Annotated in this window: 13 protein-coding genes; 10 read left to right on the plus strand and 3 right to left on the minus strand. The window is 45.7% G+C overall.

The window, feature by feature from the left end; all coding sequences use genetic code 11:
• Positions 1–232: 232 nt before the first annotated feature.
• The 7 genes from malT (at position 233) to sstT (ending at position 9500) form a co-directional block, all read left to right on the plus strand.
• Positions 233–2941 (plus strand): HTH-type transcriptional regulator MalT, encoded by a 2709-nt coding sequence (gene malT / locus AC3CHU_RS17360; RefSeq protein ID WP_488526344.1) that lies wholly within the window; start codon positions 233–235, stop codon positions 2939–2941.
• Between the two features lie 603 nt (positions 2942–3544).
• Entirely contained in the window at positions 3545–4465 is a 921-nt protein-coding gene (locus tag AC3CHU_RS17365; RefSeq protein WP_488526032.1) for a polyprenyl-phosphate transporter, read from the plus strand.
• Between the two features lie 203 nt (positions 4466–4668).
• On the plus strand, positions 4669–5109 hold the full coding sequence (locus AC3CHU_RS17370; protein ID WP_488526033.1) for a hypothetical protein: 441 nt from the start codon (positions 4669–4671) through the stop codon (positions 5107–5109).
• Complete coding sequence (locus AC3CHU_RS17375) at positions 5106–5702, plus strand: SCO family protein (RefSeq protein ID WP_054545862.1); 597 nt, start codon at positions 5106–5108, stop codon at positions 5700–5702. Before AC3CHU_RS17370 ends, AC3CHU_RS17375 begins: the two co-directional genes overlap by 4 nt.
• A 116-nt stretch (positions 5703–5818) precedes the next feature.
• The gene (locus AC3CHU_RS17380; protein WP_473577673.1) at positions 5819–6277 is read left to right on the plus strand and encodes a copper chaperone PCu(A)C; all 459 of its coding nucleotides are present in this window, start codon (positions 5819–5821) and stop codon (positions 6275–6277) included.
• A gap of 522 nt (positions 6278–6799) precedes the next feature.
• Complete coding sequence (gene rsgA, locus AC3CHU_RS17385; protein ID WP_488526034.1) at positions 6800–7864, plus strand: ribosome small subunit-dependent GTPase A; 1065 nt, start codon at positions 6800–6802, stop codon at positions 7862–7864.
• A 421-nt stretch (positions 7865–8285) separates the two neighbouring features.
• Positions 8286–9500, plus strand: coding sequence for a serine/threonine transporter SstT (gene sstT, locus AC3CHU_RS17390; protein WP_004732110.1), 1215 nt, complete (start codon positions 8286–8288; stop codon positions 9498–9500).
• Between the two features lie 123 nt (positions 9501–9623).
• Here the strand turns inward: sstT and AC3CHU_RS17395 are convergent, their stop codons facing one another.
• From AC3CHU_RS17395 to AC3CHU_RS17405, 3 genes are all read right to left on the minus strand, one after another.
• Positions 9624–10844 carry a tetratricopeptide repeat protein gene (locus AC3CHU_RS17395; RefSeq protein WP_488526035.1) on the minus strand — a complete coding sequence of 407 codons (1221 nt, stop codon included), beginning with the start codon at positions 10842–10844 and terminating at the stop codon, positions 9624–9626.
• Positions 10845–11152: 308 nt separating this feature from the next.
• A complete protein-coding gene (locus AC3CHU_RS17400; protein WP_488526036.1) occupies positions 11153–11755 on the minus strand; it encodes a response regulator transcription factor in 603 nt (200 codons plus the stop codon).
• 11 nt (positions 11756–11766) lie between these two features.
• Complete coding sequence (locus AC3CHU_RS17405; protein ID WP_488526345.1) at positions 11767–13656, minus strand: sensor histidine kinase; 1890 nt, start codon at positions 13654–13656, stop codon at positions 11767–11769.
• Positions 13657–13877: 221 nt separating this feature from the next.
• On the opposite strand from AC3CHU_RS17405, the gene dsrO reads away from it, so the two are divergent.
• From dsrO to AC3CHU_RS17420, 3 genes are read left to right on the plus strand one after another with little or no spacing between them, the layout of a single operon-like run.
• Complete coding sequence (gene dsrO / locus AC3CHU_RS17410; protein ID WP_488526037.1) at positions 13878–14714, plus strand: sulfate reduction electron transfer complex DsrMKJOP subunit DsrO; 837 nt, start codon at positions 13878–13880, stop codon at positions 14712–14714.
• On the plus strand, positions 14711–15868 hold the full coding sequence (gene nrfD, locus AC3CHU_RS17415; protein ID WP_488526038.1) for an NrfD/PsrC family molybdoenzyme membrane anchor subunit: 1158 nt from the start codon (positions 14711–14713) through the stop codon (positions 15866–15868). Before dsrO ends, nrfD begins: the two co-directional genes overlap by 4 nt.
• A gap of 14 nt (positions 15869–15882) precedes the next feature.
• Positions 15883–18975: a molybdopterin-dependent oxidoreductase gene (locus AC3CHU_RS17420; protein WP_488526039.1), complete on the plus strand. Its 3093-nt coding sequence runs from the start codon at positions 15883–15885 to the stop codon at positions 18973–18975.
• Positions 18976–19266 lie beyond the last annotated feature (291 nt).

Consider the following 19266-nt stretch of genomic DNA (forward strand, 5'->3'; position numbering starts at 1 on the left):
AGTCACATTCACAAACCAACCCGCTATGTGAGCAAAGTCTCAAATAAAGGGCGTAGAAGCCTAAAAACATGCAGGAGTGCAAGGTTTCTGAGGAGGATCATAGTCGGTGCCGTTTTGCTTCACGTAATATGATTGAAGACTTAAGTAATTAGGCTGATGTCATTCGATTACACTCAACGATAGATTGAGGTAATCCAGAACATAAGCCACGGAATAGGTGAAAAACTTCGACATGTGGATCCCTTCGAAACTGACTCGTCCCGGCCGCTTACATAATGCAATCCTACGACCTAGGGTTCTCGATCTGCTCCAACACGCAGATTGCTATAAGCTTGTATTATTCCGCTCTCCAGCGGGGTACGGCAAAACCACAATGGCAGCACAATGGCTGGTAGATAAACCCAATGTGGGTTGGTACAGCATTGATGACAGTGACAACGATGCTTTTCGCTTTATCAACTACCTAATGCAATCGCTCAATAAAGCGACTCAAAATGCCTGCCCTAATGCCCAAAAGCTGGCAGAAAAGCGACAATTTTCATCGTTGCATTCTTTGTTAAGTGAAGTGTTTGCTGAGATGTCTGAATTCCATCACGAATGTTTCCTTGTGTTGGATGACTATCACTTGGTCAACAATGACGACATCCACGAAGCAATGCGCTTCTTCCTTAAACACATGCCTGACAACCTGACGCTTGTTGTGACTAGCCGTGGGACACCACCACTTGGCACTGCAAACCTTCGTGTTCGTGATCTGATGATTGAAATTGGAAACGATTCGCTGGCTTTTGATACTGAAGAGACGACGCGCTTCTTCAATCAACGTGTCGCCGATGGCGTAGATGACACGACCGCTGGTAGTATCTGTACTTATGTTGAGGGGTGGCCTTCGGCGTTACAGCTTATTGCCCTTCAAGCTCAACATCAAAAACGCACGCTGGCGCAATCGGCAGAGTCTTTCTCTCACTTTAACCATGCTCACCTTTGGGATTATTTGGTTGAAGAAGTATTCGATCTACTGGATAAAGAAACCCGACAGTTCTTGATGCAGTGTTCAGTACTTGATCATTTCAATGACGAATTAGTCTGCGCGCTTACACAGCGTGAAGACGCACTGGGTATGATCGAATCACTCAACCGATTTGGCTTATTCATCTACCCGCTTGAAGGCGAGAAAAACTGGTACCGATTCCACAATCTATTCGGCGAATTTCTTGCCCACGAGCGCCAAGCTCGAATTCCACAGCAAGAAGCCGAGTTGCACCGAAGTGCGGCTAAGGCGTGGATCAAACAGAAAACACCTCATCAAGCACTGCGACATGCACAACGTGCTGAAGATCCAGAACTGATCATTCAAATTCTGACGGAACACGGTTGGCCGATGTTCAATCAGGGCGAGCTTTCATCGCTAGAGATGGCGATCAAGCAACTGACTACGGATCAACTATACAGTGAGCCGAAGCTATCAATGCTGCGCGCTTGGCTTGCACAAAGTCAGCACCGCTATGATCAAGTGGGGACTTTGTTGGAAGAAGCTGAGACTCAATATCAAGCTCGAAACATCGAACTGGATACTCAGCAGCAAGGGCAATACAACGCCTTGCGCGCCCAAGTTGCGATCAACAGCAATGAGCCTGAGAAAGCATTGGAATTGGCTGAGCTTTCGTTGAGCCAGTTGAACACCACCGTTTATCGTAGCCGCATTGTCGCAACCTCGGTTGTGGGCGAAGTGAATCACGTAATGGGTAACCTAAGCCGTGCGCTACCGATGATGCAACAAACAGAAAAACTGGCACGTCAGTATCAGGTTTACCATCAGGCTCTATGGGCAATTCTGCAGCAAAGCGAAATCTTGATTGCTCAAGGTTATGTTCAAGCTGCATTTGAGCTACAAGACAGCGCATTCAAATTGATCGAAGAGCATCAGCTTCAATACGTTCCTCTACATGAATTTTTGCTGCGTGTTCGCGCTCAGATCTTCTGGTGTTGGAACCGATTAGATGAAGCAGAAGAGTGTTGTTACAAAGGCTTAGATATCCTTGGTCACCACTCTCCGAGTAAACACCTGCACAGCTATTCTATGCTGGCTCGTATTTCATTGAGCCGCGGCGAGATTGATAAAGCGTCGAAATTTATCGACCAAATTCAACACCTGCTACGTCAATCAACTTACCACGTAGATTGGACCGCAAATGCTTCTCTTTCTTTGATTCTATTCTGGCAAGTAAAAGGCAATAAAGAGGCAATCCGTGATTGGCTAAGCGTGGCGGTTCGACCTGAATCGGCAAGTAACCACTTCTGCCAGCTTCAATGGAGAAACATCGTACGTTCTCACATCATCCTTGAGCAGTATGAAGATGCTGAAGAAGCGCTGACTTTCCTTAAGAGTGAAGCGCAGCGTTCACATCTGATTACCGACACCAACCGAAACTTGATCGTTGAAGCGGTATTGCGTACACAAATTAACGATGAAGACAGCGCACGTGTGCTACTTGAAGAAGCGCTTCATATGACCAACCAAACCGGTATGGTTGGTAACTTCTTGATCGACGGTGGAACTATCGGGCATATCTTGGATAAATTGAGCAACAAGCCAGGCTTAGGTGACTTAGAACGCCATCGCGCTCAACAGATCATGAAAGATATCTCAACCACCCAACGCAGCCGCTCGGTTCACTTCGATGAAGACTTTGTTGAGAACTTGGTTAATCACCCGAATATTCCTGAGCTTGTGCGCACTAGCCCACTCACCCAGCGTGAATGGCAAGTACTTGGCTTAATCTATTCTGGCTTTAGTAATGAGCAGATAGCCCAAGAGTTGGATGTTGCGGGGACCACAATCAAGACTCACATTCGAAACCTTTATCAAAAGCTCAATATTGCAAACCGTAAAGAAGCGATCAGTACTGCTGAGAACTTATTGCAGTTAATGGGGTATTAAAACGGATTCGAGATTGATTCGAGATTGATTCGAGATTGATTCGAGATTGATTCGAGAAAAGCTTAAGCTAGTCACCAATGGTGGCTGGCTTTTTTTTCATCTGAAGTTTAGAGCTTAAAAATGTAGGAGCTGGAAAAGTAAAAAGACAATCACCAAACGACAGGCAAAAAAATAGCCAACCGCAATAATCGCGATTGGCTCTATATATTTGTGAACAAATCAATAGGTTCACTAACAACGTCAGTTGGCTAGGTGACCCTCGGCTTAAGAAGGGTCAATGTATATAATGCAGTTAGCGTGCCAACTTTTATTCGACGTTTTATAAGCCCTGCATCGCATAAAAACCATGAATTTGTCATGCGAATTGCAAAGTGCATTTGCATAATGCAACCAAGATGCAATATCGATAAGAGATCAGTTTCATCTCTGCTCTTAATGACAAATTACTAAGTGGTTGTATTTTAAATGTTAGGCAAATGTTCAGTTCAACTTATTGCCTTACAATTAAGAGAGTAATAAAAGCCCTTCCCCAATGGCATATTCATACTTTTTTTACACTAAAGTTTGTATACTGCACAAAATCACCCTCAACTCTATGAAGCAATGAACTACTTAAGTACTTTTTTCAAAGGCATGGCAATGGGCGCAGCAGACGTTGTTCCTGGCGTGTCGGGCGGAACCATCGCATTCATCACTGGTATCTACGATACGCTGCTAGAAAGCATTCGCAGGATTAACCCTAGCGTACTTGGCTTATGGAAACGCGAAGGCTTCAAAGCCGCGTTTAACCACATCAATGGTTTCTTCCTGATTTCACTGTTCGCAGGCGTATTCACGAGCATTGCGACATTTGCAAAACTGATTTCTTGGTTATTAGTCACCCACCCCGTTCCACTGTGGTCTTTCTTCTTTGGCCTGATCTTGGTGTCGGTTTTCCATATTCTTAAGCAAGTAGAGAAGCGCGATATGATTCGATTCGTGTTTTTGCTGCTTGGCGTTGCTTTCGCCTATAGCATTACCGTGCTTAAGCCATTGCAAATGGAACCAACCAGTATCAATATCCTCATTGCGGGTGCGATTGCGATCTGTGCGATGATTTTACCGGGTATCTCGGGTAGCTTCATTCTGCTATTGATTGGTATGTATGGTCCGGTTCTTGGTGCGGTTAAAGAGTTCCAAATCGATGTGCTTGCGCTATTCCTTAGTGGTTGTGTGATTGGCCTACTGACTTTCTCGCACGTACTTTCTTGGTTACTGCGCTCATTCCGCGATTTCACACTAGTGTTCTTAACTGGTTTGATGATCGGTACGCTGCCTAAGATTTGGCCGTGGAAAGAAACCATCAGCTGGCGCATAAACTCAAAAGGTGAGCAAGTTCCTCTACTTCAAGAAAATCTGTCACCGTTTGATTTTGAAGCCGTAACCTCTCAGCCTTCTCAACTGGTAATGGCGATTGTAATGATGTTGGCTGCTATTGCCTTGGTTCTAGGACTAGAGAAATTTGCAGAGCGCAACGCTGACTAATCATTCAGCCAACTTCTGGAAAGCGTTTAGAACGGATAATGCTTAGAAATACTAAGCTCACTTCTCGATTGAACAGACAAAAGCGAAGCCAATGGCTTCGCTTTTTTAGTTCTACCATACGCACAAAATTGCTTTTTGATACAAGCACGTATTGAGGGGTATGATAACATCGCCGCTCTTATAAAATTAGATGAGAACACGACATGCACCCAGCATTAAAGGTGGTGGCTCTTGGCATTGCTCTTGTGGCAGGTTTTTATGGGCCGCAAGTATTTCAAAAATTTAAGTCGGTCATTGAGCACTCAACTGCAGTAGTCAACTTGGATGACTACTGCATGCTTTCAACCATATCGTGTGAGCAGGAATCCATTTCAATGTCGCTTGATCGCGAAACCGCGCAACCTCTTCTACCCACAAAGATAAAGGTCGTTTGGGAAGGGGCTGCATCTGAGACACTGATGTTATCGCTCACCGGTTTAGAAATGGAAATGGGATCAGCGCGTTTTCAATTGAAGAGCATTGGCAATAATACCTATGAAGGTGAAGTGATTTTACCTGTATGTACTTTAGATAAAATGACATGGGTCGGTGAACTCACTGATGGTATCGATACTGTAAACCCTGCAATAAGGATGACAAGATGAGTAGAAATTGGTCGTTAGCATTGGTTGTCGCTTTTGTACTTGGCTTTGGTGTCAAAAGCTATCTTGATGGGCAAAACGAAGTTCAAGAACAACACGCTGCAAAACAAGAGTTCTCCGCAACGACTCTTTTCGGCAAAGACAACCAGCCAACGGAAATCTTTGACCAAACCGATGACAGAATTCGTATCGTTTACTTCGGTTTCACACGTTGCCCAGATGTATGCCCTACTTCTTTAGCTATGTTGGCCGGAGCGCTTAACCAAGTATCTGATGAAGCAAAAGCAAAGATTCGCCCAATGTTTGTTTCTCTCGATCCTGAACGTGATGCCGCTGAAGCCTCGTATGAATACGCGCAATACTTCCACCCGATGATGGAAGGGTTAAGTGGTCCATTGGATGTGACAACAACGCTTGCCCATAACTACGGTGTTATTTTCAGAAAAACTAAGCTTGAAGGTTCAGAGTTGGAATACACCTTAGACCACAGCTCATATTTCTATTTTTTAAAGCCCGACGGTACTTTGATTACTAAAGTACCGCACACGTTGACGCCAGCGCCAATTGTTGAGGCCATCAACACGTTAACACGCTAGCGTACCAAGTCATCAACGACTAGGAACAACGTATAGAAAAATAAAGAACTTAACTAATAAAGTTCGAACAAAAAGTCAGGTCCCAGACCAAAAACATAAAAATTAAGGACAACAACATGAAGTTAAAAGCACTTGCTCTAGCAGGCTTATTGCTCACCCCTTTTGCTCAGGCTAGTAGCGACATTATGGTTCATGACGCGTATGCTCGTGCAACCCCGCCTTCAGCAGTGAACAGCGCGGTGTTCACGACTCTGATGAACCACAGCGATAAAGATCGCGCTATTGTTTCTGCAACAACACCTGCAGCAGGTAAAGTAGAACTTCATGATGTCATCATGGATGGCGATGTTATGAAAATGCGCCAAATTCAAGAGATCACTATCCCTGCGAACGGTGAAGCAGTACTTAAACCAGGTAGCCTACACATCATGTTGTTCGACCTAGCAAGCAGCCTAAAAGAAGGTGAGCAAATCGAGATGACACTGACTTTCGCCAATGGTGAAACACAGACCTTCGATGCGCCGGTTAAGAAAGTAATGAGCGGCATGAAAAAGATGAATCACGATCATCATTAATCGTATTCACAATTGATAAAATAATTTAAGCCACGATGACTTCTCGCCATCGTGGCTTTTTGTTAAACTGAGTTCGCTTTTTATTCAAAGCCTGAACACATAAATAACCCAAGGAGAATAGAAGATGATTGTAATGAACACACTAAAACTGGCAGTAAAAGTAGCGCGTTAATTTGTTTGGTGAATCAAACTTAAATACCGATCGGCCAACATCTCGTCACCCGTGACAACCGCACACTTTTACCCGGTTTACTATTGATCGTAAGTGATCAATACCTGCATGCCCAATAGCGCATGACTAAATCCGGGGTCCTATCTATTTGAATTCGACCCAAGCTCAAAACATTTTTGGCGTCTCGATGCTTTTATCTCATCAACGCTTTTTGGTCTCATTAACTCTTTTGATCTCATCGACAAATTGAGATCTCACAAGACGTTAATGCTCTCATAAGACTTTAATGCACTGATAAGACTTTAATGCTCTCACAAGAAAAGAAAGCTCGCACGTCTGGGTAAATAGACATGAATTCACAAAACGCATTTTCTCATCCAATGTCACTTCAACAACTTGGATGGCAACCTGTATTCCAGCAACAACTGACACTCGAAGACTATGACCATTCCGTCATTGCTCGCATTACCGCGCACCATCGCAGCGGATATACATTAGCGTCAGAGCAAGGCGAAATCGTTCTACCCGTTCATAAAAACCAACCCGCAATGACGGTTGGTGACTGGGTGATGTTGAACTCTGAGCTGCAATTCGACCGCTTACTTGAGCGTCAGTCGCTCTTCCGCCGTAAAGCTGCAGGCAGTCGCTTAGCTGAACAATATATTTCATCCAATATCGACACCGTTTTTATCGTGGTTTCGTTAAATAACGACTTTAATCTAAGCCGCATCGAACGCTATCTAGCACTCGCCAACGAAGCGCAAGTTGAAACCGTTATCGTACTCACCAAGAAAGACTTGTGTGACGACTACCAAGACAAAGTACAACAAGTTCAAAGCTTAGATTCTATGCTGATGATCGAAGCAGTGAGCAGCCTAGACCAAGAATCAACTCAAGTATTGTCACCTTGGTGTAAAACAGGCAAAACGGTGGCTTTGATGGGTTCGTCTGGTGTCGGTAAATCGACACTCGTGAACTCGCTACTTGGCGAAACTCAGCAAGAAACGGGCGGTATTCGTGAAGACGACAGCAAAGGCCGTCATACAACCACGTCACGATCGCTCCACTTGCTAACATCGGGTGGTTTACTGCTCGATACTCCTGGTATGCGAGAGTTACAACTCGCCGATTGTGCTGAAGGAGTAAGTGAAACCTTTTCGGATGTGGAAGAGTTAGCGATGCATTGTCGCTTTTCTGATTGCAGTCATGAGTCAGAACCAGGATGCACAATACGCAAAGCCATTGAAAGCGGTAAGCTTTCTGAAAGACGATTCTCTAACTATGAGAAGCTACTCAGAGAGCAAGCAAGAAATGGAGCCTCATTGGCAGAACAGAGAGCGAACAGTAAACAGCTTTCTAAAATGTACAAAACCGTGCAATCAGAGAGCCGTAATATCAAGAAATCGTCTAAATAGCCGATTATTGGATTAGGTTTACAACACGTAAATAAGCCCTATGTCCCTATCGCGTATTAGCTCATTAATTCATGAGCTCTTTAACGCATTGGGCCGGGGCTTCTTTGTATCAACAGGAACTCAATGGGATCATTTCTGCACACAATGATCTTGCTAATCGACTCTGATGGCACTAAAACCAGAACATTGACCCGAATGAGTATTATCATGCAGATTTATATCTCAACAAGAGTACAAAAATTTAACATTTAGCTCTAAAAACACCACGTAGCGCAAACAATCACCCTAAAAGTAAACTATTCCTAGACACCCTCTTAGATCCCGCTAATATGACCGCCCATTCCACTAGTGTATAGTTGGATTTGGTACAACTTTATAAAAAAATACATCACTATAATAAATTAACAATTGCAGGTATTTTATGCAAAATCACAACATGCTCGCCCGCATCGCTCGTGGAAATCTCGTTCTACAGATCCTTGCTGGTATTGTTTTCGGTGTCGTTCTCGCCATGGTTTCTCCTTCAGCAGCTCAAGATGCAGGCCTATTAGGTAGTCTGTTTGTTGGTGCTCTGAAAGCTGTTGCTCCAATTTTAGTATTCATTCTTGTTGCAGCTTCTATCGCAAACCAAAAGAAAGGTCAGCATACTCATATGCGTCCAATCATTGTGCTTTACCTGATTGGTACGTTCTCTGCAGCACTGACTGCGGTAGTACTGAGCTTCATGTTCCCAACCACTTTGACACTGGTTGCTGGCGCTGAAGGTGCTAACCCTCCTCAAGGTATTGCAGAAGTTCTTCATACGCTTCTATTCAAGCTTGTAGATAACCCAGTTAGCGCACTAATGAACGCGAACTACATCGGTATTCTAGCTTGGGCAATCGGTCTTGGCCTTGCACTGCACCACGCATCGGCAACAACCAAAGCGGTTTTCGAAGACCTAAGCCACAGTGTTTCACACATTGTTCGCTTCATTATTCGTCTTGCGCCATTCGGTATCTTCGGTCTTGTTTCGACTACGTTCGCAACAACAGGCTTCGATGCACTGGCAAGCTACGGTCAGCTGCTAGCAGTTCTGCTAAGCTCGATGCTGATCATCGCACTAGTGGTTAACCCACTGCTTGTCTTTGTGAAAACAAAACAAAACCCATACCCACTTGTACTGCAATGTATTCGTGAGTCTGGTGTAACGGCATTCTTCACTCGTTCAAGCGCTGCAAATATCCCAGTGAACATGAACCTTTGTAAGAAGCTAGAACTAGATGAAGATACTTACTCTGTATCAATCCCTCTAGGCGCAACCATCAACATGGCAGGTGCTGCAATCACCATCACTGTGTTAACGCTTGCAGCTGTACACACAATGGGTATTGAAATTGATATCTTCACTGCGATTCTACTAAGCCTTGTTGCTGCAATTTCAGCATGTGGCGCATCAGGCGTTGCCGGTGGTTCACTGCTACTGATTCCTCTAGCTTGTGGCCTATTCGGCATCTCAAACGATGTAGCGATGCAGGTTGTAGCGGTTGGTTTCATCATTGGTGTGATTCAAGATTCAGCTGAAACAGCGCTTAACAGCTCAACAGACGTCGTGTTCACTGCGGCTGTATGTAAAGCTGAGCAAAACAAAGCTTAACAAGCTCTAAAAGCAAATAGCATATAAATAAAAAGGGAAGCATCAGCTTCCCTTTTTGTTGTCTTGAGTTTCTCGATTAGAGCTAAAACGACCTATCAACCGTACACAAACAACGAGTGCAACTTACTGGCTTCTATTCCAGTTAGACTCAACAGCAGACTGACTGAAATCTAGAGGATCACTATTTGGTGTAGCTTGTCTCTCTGTTGAAGCTTGTTCGGTGTTAGGTTGCTGGCTGTAATCAACATTAGTATCTTGAGCATTCGGCGCTTGAGTCGCTATTTGGCTCTCATCTACATTCAACTCATTACCTTCTTCATCGAGCACTTCTTTTACCTTCTTAGGAACAGGCACATTGCGTTTGTAGAGCTTGTTGAGCGCCTTAATGATTGAGTGCTTAGTGATCGCTTCTTGGGTCAACTTGGTCATTATCGGTTTAGTCAGAGCCTGTAAGCCCACGACTGCATCGACACCAAGTTCCCCGCCGACTTTATCCCTCAAATGCTTCGCTTCTGCGTAGCCAAAATGAGCTGATAGGAATAACCAGATATAAGCGATGGCGTTGCCGTGTTCACCATGGTCAATCCAAGCTTCGCCTGCTCTAAACATCGCTTCTGCACTGTTCTTTTCTGCAGCCGTCTCAAACCAGTAAATAGCCTCGCCATGGTTAGGCTCAACACCCACACCGTTCAAATAACTCATACCAAGTTTGATCTTGCCGTCTAAGCTATTCTTTTCCGCAGCTTTTTGGTACCACTCGACAGAGCTTTCGGCGGAGTAGTCTGGGTTTTCTTTATCTAGGCACCAGTCACCGATGAACAGCATCGCTTCGGTATTACCACCAGCCGCAGACTCTTCAATATAGGTATAACCCTTAGGGATGTTCTTATCGGTTCCGCGACCAAAGACGAGCGCTTTACCCATCTCGAATTTCGCAGACACGTCATTGTCCAATGCGGATATCGCAAGCTGCCAAAAGTTGGCTTTCTCTCTTAAAATCAGGTCTTCTTTACGCTTCATGCTTAAGCGCACAATGCCGTACATGCCATTGATATTATCGAGTTGCGCCGCTTTGTCGTACCAATACAGAGCTTCCTTAATATTGTTACGTTCAGCTTCTTTTGCCAAATACAGAATCGACGGTACATGCCCGGTTTCGGCTTTGAAGTGACGCTCTTTTTGCTCTTGTATGCGCGCTTTTTCAATCGCTTTTCGATAAGCGACAGCACGAGCCTTACGTTCTTGTTCCAAGCGCTGCTTTCTTAGCGATAAAGAGATCAGCCACACGGCGACAAGTATTAACGAAAGAGCCGTCGCACCAATTGCGATTCCCATTGTACTCATAAAATATTTTAACCTAACTCGGCTGATACTAGCCCCGATATCGGGAAAGTGATCAACCCATAGTGAATGTTTCTAATTACAGGGAAAAGCGCCGTTATTTAAACGTTCCGCCCTAAAATGAACTTAGTTCAGTATCTCAGGAATACATAGCGATAAAAAGTCTACTAAGACCTATCCTTATGCACTCCATAAATGGTGTGATCTTGCTTCAATAGAGTTCGATAATGAAGGCCACCTTTGAGCAAAATAATCTTAAAAAACGACAACGAAATTGATGAATACCTATCTGCAATTTCGTGTCGCTGTAGTTAGTTCAGTTGACCGTATATGTAAGCTAGCTCAGCAACCGTTTTAGCAGAAAATTTCTTCATTAAACTCGCTCGGTGTACTTCTACCGTTCTCATCGCGATACATAATTCATCGGCAATTTTCTGGTTACGTTTGCCGTCGATAATCTGCTTAAGAATATCGATTTCTCGCTCAGTTAACGACGCATACGCTTGGCGATAAACATTCATGTGTAAATGCTTTTCAGAAGCCTCTAGCCCTTGCTTGATCGCCTCAGCTAACTCACTTCCTTTAACTGGCTTTTGAAAGAAGTTTACCGCACCGGCTTGCAATGCCTCCACCGCCATTGGTACATCACCATGGCCCGTCAGGTAAATCACCGACAATGGGCTCTGCGCTTTCATCATCAACTCATGAACTTGCTGTCCTCTCATTTCAGGCATTCGACTGTCTAACACCACGCATCCCGGCGCATTCAAATCCACTGCATCCAAAAAGCTCGGGCCATCTTCATAGGCTGTCACCTTGAAATCATGCTCTTCCAATAAGAACACCAATGAGTCACGCATCGACTCATCATCATCAACCACATAGACTGGCAACGTATGATGAAGTTCAGACATAACAAGATTCCTTATGAGTCATTTGAAATAGAGGAAGGCAGTGTCACCGCGACATGACAACCATGAGGAGTCAGTGAGGTGATGCTCATTTTGCCACTGTGGTCTTCAATCACGTCTTGGCAAATCGCCAGCCCTAAACCCAAGCCGTTTTCTTTGCTGCTCACAAAGGCTTGAGTGACTTGTTGTTCAGTGAAATCTAAACCGGTGCCATTATCGATAATCGACAGTATCATTTTATCCGGTTGATACTCGGTAATCACTTTAATTGTCGATGGTTCGTTGTTTTTGTTACCAATATCAGACGTAGCGCTTTGTTCGCGATGCTGTTGTGCATTACATGCGTCGGTCGCATTGTTTATCAGGTTTACAATCACTTGCTGCAATCCCACCGGGTCAACATGCAGTTGGATAGGCTTACCTACAGCGTCGCGCTCAATGGTTATCTTGTGTTTCTGTAATCGAAATTGCAGTAGCTCGATAGTGTCTGTGAGTAACTGCTCGATATCAGTCCGTGACTTTTCCGATGAACGTTTCTTTATCATGTTTCTCAAGCGTTGAATGATCGCATCAGCACGGTCCACTTGAGACTGGATCTTCTCAAACACAGGTTCAATATCGGTCAATGGTTTGTTCTTCGAAATCCGCAGTAAACCACCTTCGCTATAATTCCGAATAGCTGCCAGAGGCTGATTAATCTCGTGTGCCAAACTGCTGCCCAGCTCACCAACTACCGAGATACGTTGTGAGTGCTCTAGCTGTTCACTCTTACTTTTCAGCTTATACAGCGTCGCTTCTAGTTGCTTTTTGCTGCGACTGAATTTGTATTCTAGCCAGAAGTGGTAAGCATTCAGAGACACGACAAGAATAAAGAACGCCCATGCCCACTGTTGATTGTACTTGAGCCAGATTAACGCTTCTTTCCACCAAGGTTGTTGCAGTGGATGCATGTCGAGTTGTTGGTATAGCTTGTCGATCGACAGCAGGCTTGTCGGTGACGTCCAGCCCGATGCATTCGCTGCAATGGCTGGCGCACTGCTTTTTGGCATCGCAAATAACACCTGACTCATTTGTTTCGCCAGTGTAGAAGACGCTCTCTCTGTTTTGGCAAACGACCAGTTAGGGTACAAAGGCGTAGACACCTGACATCGGAACCCTTCTGGTGCTTGATTGTCGATAACACGATATTGACTAGCCACCAGCAAACCTTCACTGATCATGCTCTCGACCAAACACGCAGGCACCACCGCAGCTTCAATGTGCCCTTCACGCAGTTGATACAAGCTGGCATCAATAGGGAAACCTAAGAACTGAGTATTAGAGAAAAAGTGATTAGGGTTGAGCCCTTGTTGCATCACTTGGTAACGCATAGTGAGGTAACCACCAAATGCATTTTCCGAGACCGCCGCAATCGGCTTACCGCTCAATTGTTCGAGCGAAATATAAGGCGACATTCTTCTCACCACCAAGGCCGAACCAATACTTTGCGTATTGCTGGCTCCCGACTGTTCAAAGTTATGACTGGTCATGGTGGCCATCCAAGAAAGCGCATACTGGCGTCCTAAGCGAACCGCCTGACCGGGGTTGGTGATAACAAAATCGACAGTGACGTCTTTTACCGCTTCGGCCATCTCTTCCAAGTTGAAAGGCTTGAGGACAAAGTGCTTACCCGCAATACGCTCAGACAGCCAATCCATTGTCGGCTGCCAACGCTGTTGAGCGGAAAGCTTACCTCGAGTCGCCAACACGCCAACCTCGATAACCTGATCGGGTTCATCTGTGTTTTGGTTTGGGCTTAAGCTTGGGGCTGCTATCGCTTGTTCAGATTGAGCTGCTAAACACGCACCCGCGGTTAGGCTCAACCAACAAAGGCCAACAATTGTCATTAGGTTTCTGACTGGCACTGAAATCTCGTTCTCCACACTGACGGCATGTCCATCACTCAAATAACGCATGACGACACTTTAAATAGAGCATTTAAACAAAGCATAACAGCTAGATTAGTAAAACCACATTTGTTCTAGATCAATTTTGATCTGGGTATGTGGAAATCCACAATACCCCGTGAACGGTCAAAAACTGACAATGAGCCTAACAGATCGAATACCCATTTATAGGTACCTCTATGGACTCATTGAAAAGACGGTTTCTCAGCCAATTCGGTAAAGTTTCCGCCGGTGCTGCGCTCATTCCCATTGCCGGAATCAAAACCGCAGTCGCGAGCACAGCCATTCGCAATAACAACCAGCCTGACCGTAAAGGCGAAGTAGGCAAGCGCTACGCGATGGCGATTGATTTACGTAAGTGCGTTGGCTGTCAGGCATGCACTGTTGGCTGTAGCGTTGAAAACCAAGCGCCGATTGGCCAGTTCAGAACCACTGTAAAACAGTATGAAGTCTCCCTTGATGATGGTTCGACAGCTCAACAAGACGTGAAATCTTTCATGTTGCCTCGCCTTTGTAATCACTGTGACAACGCACCCTGCATAAAGGTTTGCCCTGTTCAAGCGACCTTCCAACGTGAAGATGGCATCGTGATGGTCGACAACGAACGCTGCGTTGCGTGCGCTTATTGTGTTCAAGCTTGCCCTTACGATGCGCGTTTCATTAACAACGACACGCTTACCGCTGACAAATGCACCTTTTGTGCGCACCGCCTTGAAGACGGCTTACTGCCCGCTTGTGTCGAAACCTGTGTTGGAGGTGCACGTGTGATTGGTGACCTGAAAGATCCAAACAGCGAGATAAACCGCCTGCTTAATGAAAACCAAGACGACATCAAGGTGCTCAAGCCAGAGCAGAATACCAACCCACATGTTTTCTATATCGGCATGAACGAGCGTTTCGTTAGCCACATTGAAGGCCAACCTGCGATTTATGATCCAGCCGCCATTAATAACTCATCCTCTAGCGAACAAGAATTGGCAATCGCGACACAAGGCAAACAAGGAGAGACAGCATGAATATCACTGAAGTGTTAGTTCCCGCTCAAGAGATCGCTTGGCTACCGTGGGCGGTTCAATATTTCTTCTACATTGGTTCGGCTTACGCGGCCGCTATTCTGTTTTTGATTGCACTGATATTCAAAAACTCAACCAGCCACCAATTTCGTTCTGCCCTTGTACTTGTGACTGCCATCGGCGCAATTGTTGGACCATTAGCGTTAACAGGTGACTTACACCAACCTGGCCGTGCGTGGCACTTCTACGCCCACATCACACCTTGGTCATGGATGTCGTTGGGCTCTCTATTCCTACCTTTGTTCTCTGGTCTGGCTGTTGCTACCGCGTGGGTTTACCTACGTGATGACATCGCACAGCTTAAAGAGAGTGAAAACCCGCTTCTAAAGCGTTTGTCTTGGCTAACACTAGGGCAATGGCAGGTTTCAGCAAAACTGATGATTGCACTCGCTGCTGCGACCGCTATTTCTGGCTTAAGCATCGCGCTTTACACAGGCGCCGAGATTGCAATTTTGGCGAGCCGACCGCTTTGGCATCAACCGGCTTCTCCGCTGCTTTGGTTTACGACTGCATTTTTTGCTGCAACGGGTTTAACGCTGTTGATTTGGGCTCTGCTGCCTTCGAGCAAGCCAAGCTTAAAACCGACAGACCTCGCTCTAGTACAAAGAACCATTACGTTAACAGGTGGCCTTGCCATCATTCTTACCTCGATTTGGGCATCTAACCATGGTCACTTCAACCTGTATGAGAACGACGCTTGGGGCATCAATTTAGGCATCATGACTACTAGTATTTTGCTGTGCATGATCTTAGTGCTGCCACTACAACGCCTATCGCAAAGTAAGCTAGGAATTATCTGTGTTGCACTTGCGACCATCATTTCAGCATGGGCGGTACGTTGGGTCACCATGATGGAAGTTCAAACCATTCCACGTTTTGATGTAGGCCCATTCCCTTATGAACTGCCAATGGGTAGCGCAGGTTTACTCGGCATTGTTGGTATGTGTGGCCTTTGGTTAGCACTTGCGTTGTTCGCCTCTGAAATCGTGTCTACTCGAACTATTGGATCTACACGAACAACTGGCTCTGCGCCAAAGACAACATCAAAGCCTAACCAAAATACACCTTCACCACTTAACCGCTCACATAGCTTGTAGTCTGAGGAATCATCATGGATAACAAACGTCGTCAATTTTTGAAAACAGGCCTTGCTGCCGGTGGTGTTGGAGCTTTTGCTGCAGGTTATGCGACAACCACAAAACACATGGTTCACGGTGCTATCGATGGTACCGCTGGTAAGAAAACCAATCACATCCATCACGGTAACTCACTAGAGACGGAATACAGTGTCGATGAACAAGGTAAGATCTCGCCGAATCCAAACCAACACGTTGCACCATCAATGTGTTTTGGTTGCTGGACATTGTGTGGCCTGCGTGTACGTATCGATAATCGCAATGACGAGATCTTGCGTATCTCGGGTAACCCGTACCACCCGCTATCAAGCGACCAACAAATCCCGTTCAAAACGCCCGTAAAAGACGCCTACATTGGCTTGTCTGGTGAATCAGGTATCAATAACCGCTCGACAGCCTGCGCCCGCGGTAACGGCATGTTAGAAATTCAAAACAGCCCGTATCGAATCACTCAACCGCTCAAACGTGTAGGTAAGCGTGGTGAAGGTAAATGGGAGCCGATCAGCTACGAACAACTCATCTCTGAGATCACCGAAGGTGGTAACTTATTCGGAGAGGGCGAAGTCGAGGGCTTAAGATCGATTCGTGATATCGAAACACCGCTCGATCCGAACAACCCTGAATACGGTCCTAAAGCCAACCAGTTACTAGTGACTAATGCCGGTAATGAAGGTCGTGATGACATCTTGAAGCGTTTTGCGTTTAACAGCTACGGAACACGCAACTTTGGTCACCACGGCTCTTACTGTGGTTACGCATTCCGTGCAGGTTCTGGCGCGATCATGAATGATTTAGACAAGTTCTCGCACTTAAAACCCGACTTCAACAATGCGGAATTCATTCTTTTCATCGGTATGTCTCCAGCTCAAGCGGGTAACCCGTTCAAGCGTCAAGCAAGACAACTGGCTGAGGCTCGTACTAACGGGAAACTGAGCTACACAATCGTGACACCTAGCCTTCCAGCAGGATCTTCCAGCCTTGCAGCGGGCGATCGCAATAACTGGATCCCGATCAAACCGGGCACTGATTCAGCATTAGTTCTGGGCATGATCCAATGGATCATCGAGAACCAGCGCTACAATCACGACTTCTTGTCTCGCCCAAGCGCACAAGCGATGCAAAAAGCAGGCACCACGCATTGGTGTAATGCTTCACACCTTGTGATCAGTGACGAAACACACCCACAAAATGGACGTATGCTCCGTGCATCGGATATTGGATTGCTAGAAACAGGCGAACCGATGTCTGACGATGATGGATTCATCTCACTAAATGTGACAACGTCACTTTTATCATCGCATATTCAGGTGAATGAAGCGGCTCTGTTCGTTGATCAAGACGTAGAAATCGATGGTCAGAGCGTTCGTGTTAAGTCTTCTCTACAAAGATTAAAAGAAGAAGCCTTCAAGTATGACCTTACTTACTACAGTGAGCAGTGTGAAATTCCACAAGACCAGATTATTGCACTGGCGAAACGCTTCACCAGCTACGGAACGAAAGCCGTCGTCGATACCCACGGTGGCAACATGCACACCAACGGCTTCTACAACTCGTTCGCTATCTTAATGCTGAACGCGCTGATCGGTAACATCAACGCGAAAGGCGGTGCGATGGCGAAAGCGGGTGGCTACCCAACTTCTGTTGCAGGTCCACGTTATGACTTTACCAAGTTCAAAGGCAAGACTAAGCCTCAAGGCGTATTCTTGTCTCGCAGCAAATTCCCGTATCACAAGACCAGCGAATACAAGCGCCGCGTTGCAGCAGGTGAATCACCCTACCCAACGCGCGCTCCGTGGTACCCAATCTCTGCGCCGCTTTTAACCGAGCATTTATCAGCTGCGATTGATGGCTACCCTTACCGTGCAAAAGCGTGGATCAACCACATGGCGAACCCACTTTATGGCGTTCCGGGTTTAGACAACTTACTAGGTGAGAAACTTAAGGATCCAAAACAGCTTGGTTTGATCGTCTCTATCGATGCCTTCATCAATGAGACCACAGCATTATCAGATTACCTCGTGCCTGACACGGTGACCTACGAAAGCTGGGGCATGGCAACACCTTGGCATGGTGTCGCGACCAAAGCGATAACCGCTCGTTGGCCGATTGTTGAGCCTAAAACTTCCCGCACTCAAGACGGGCGGGCCATCAACCTAGAGAACTTCTTTATTGATGTGGCGAAAACACTGGGCTTAGGTGGCTTTGGCGACAACGTAATCAAAGACAATCAAGGCAACTGGCACGGTATTCATAGCGCTGAAGACTTCTATTTGCGCTCTGCAGCTAACTTGGCATTCGCAAAAGGCGGTGTACCGAATGTAGACGCTGAAGATATCGTTTGGTCTGGTCTAGAACGCCTTATACCTGTAATGAACAAAACGCTTAAACCAGAAGAGATGCTCAAAGTGGCGTATATCTTTGCGCGTGGCGGTCGTTTTGAAGACGCAACCAATGCGTATACCAATGAAACTATGAAGTACAAATGGACCAAGCCATTGGCTATCTGGAATGAAAAACTTGGTACCTCTCGCAACACAATCAGTGGCGAGCAGTACATGGGTTGTCCTACATGGTATCCACAAAAGTTAGCAGACGGCACGCCTTTGGCAGAGCAGTTCCCAGTAACAGAGTGGCCATTCACCCTAACCAACTTTAAGTCCAACATTCACAGTGCGGTGTCTAACTTGTCACCACGCTTGGAATCCATTAAAGGCGTGAACCCGGTTTACATTCACCCGCAAGACGCCTCTTCTGCTGGCATCAAAACAGGCGATGTATTTGCCATTGAAACACCGAGTTCAACCACACATGCGTTGGCAATGGTGATTGATGGCATTAAGCCGGGAACATTAGGTTTTGAACATGGCTTTGGCCATAAAGAGCTCGGTGAACGTTCGCACTGGATTGGGGGCACACAACAGCCAGTGAAGATGAAGTCAAACGATGGTGTTAACATCAATGATATTGGTTTAATTGACCCGACGAGAGAAGGCAAAGGCGTCATGTTAGATTGGGTTGTGGGCGCAGCGGCAAGACAAGCACTTCCAGCTAAGATCTACAAAGTCTAGGCGTTACAAGCTCAGCTATTTCAGTCAATTAAAGACTGAGCACAGTAGAGCAACTTCGTAATTCGAGGTTGCTCTTCTTTTTCTAACCTACTCAACACCAAATCATCAATTCTTCACATCACTTCTCTACAAGTTTCTTACCTAACTTCATCAAGCGTCTATGCTTATACAATCGGTGCCATAAAGAGCCTTAACAAGCAGTTACACCGAGGCGAACATGGCAGTTCCCTTGCATTTCGTTAACGGCAGTTGGATTCGCCTATCGAAATTCACATCAATACCACTATGGTG

The sequence above is a fragment of the Vibrio sp. QJM3NY_39 genome (genome assembly GCF_057785895.1).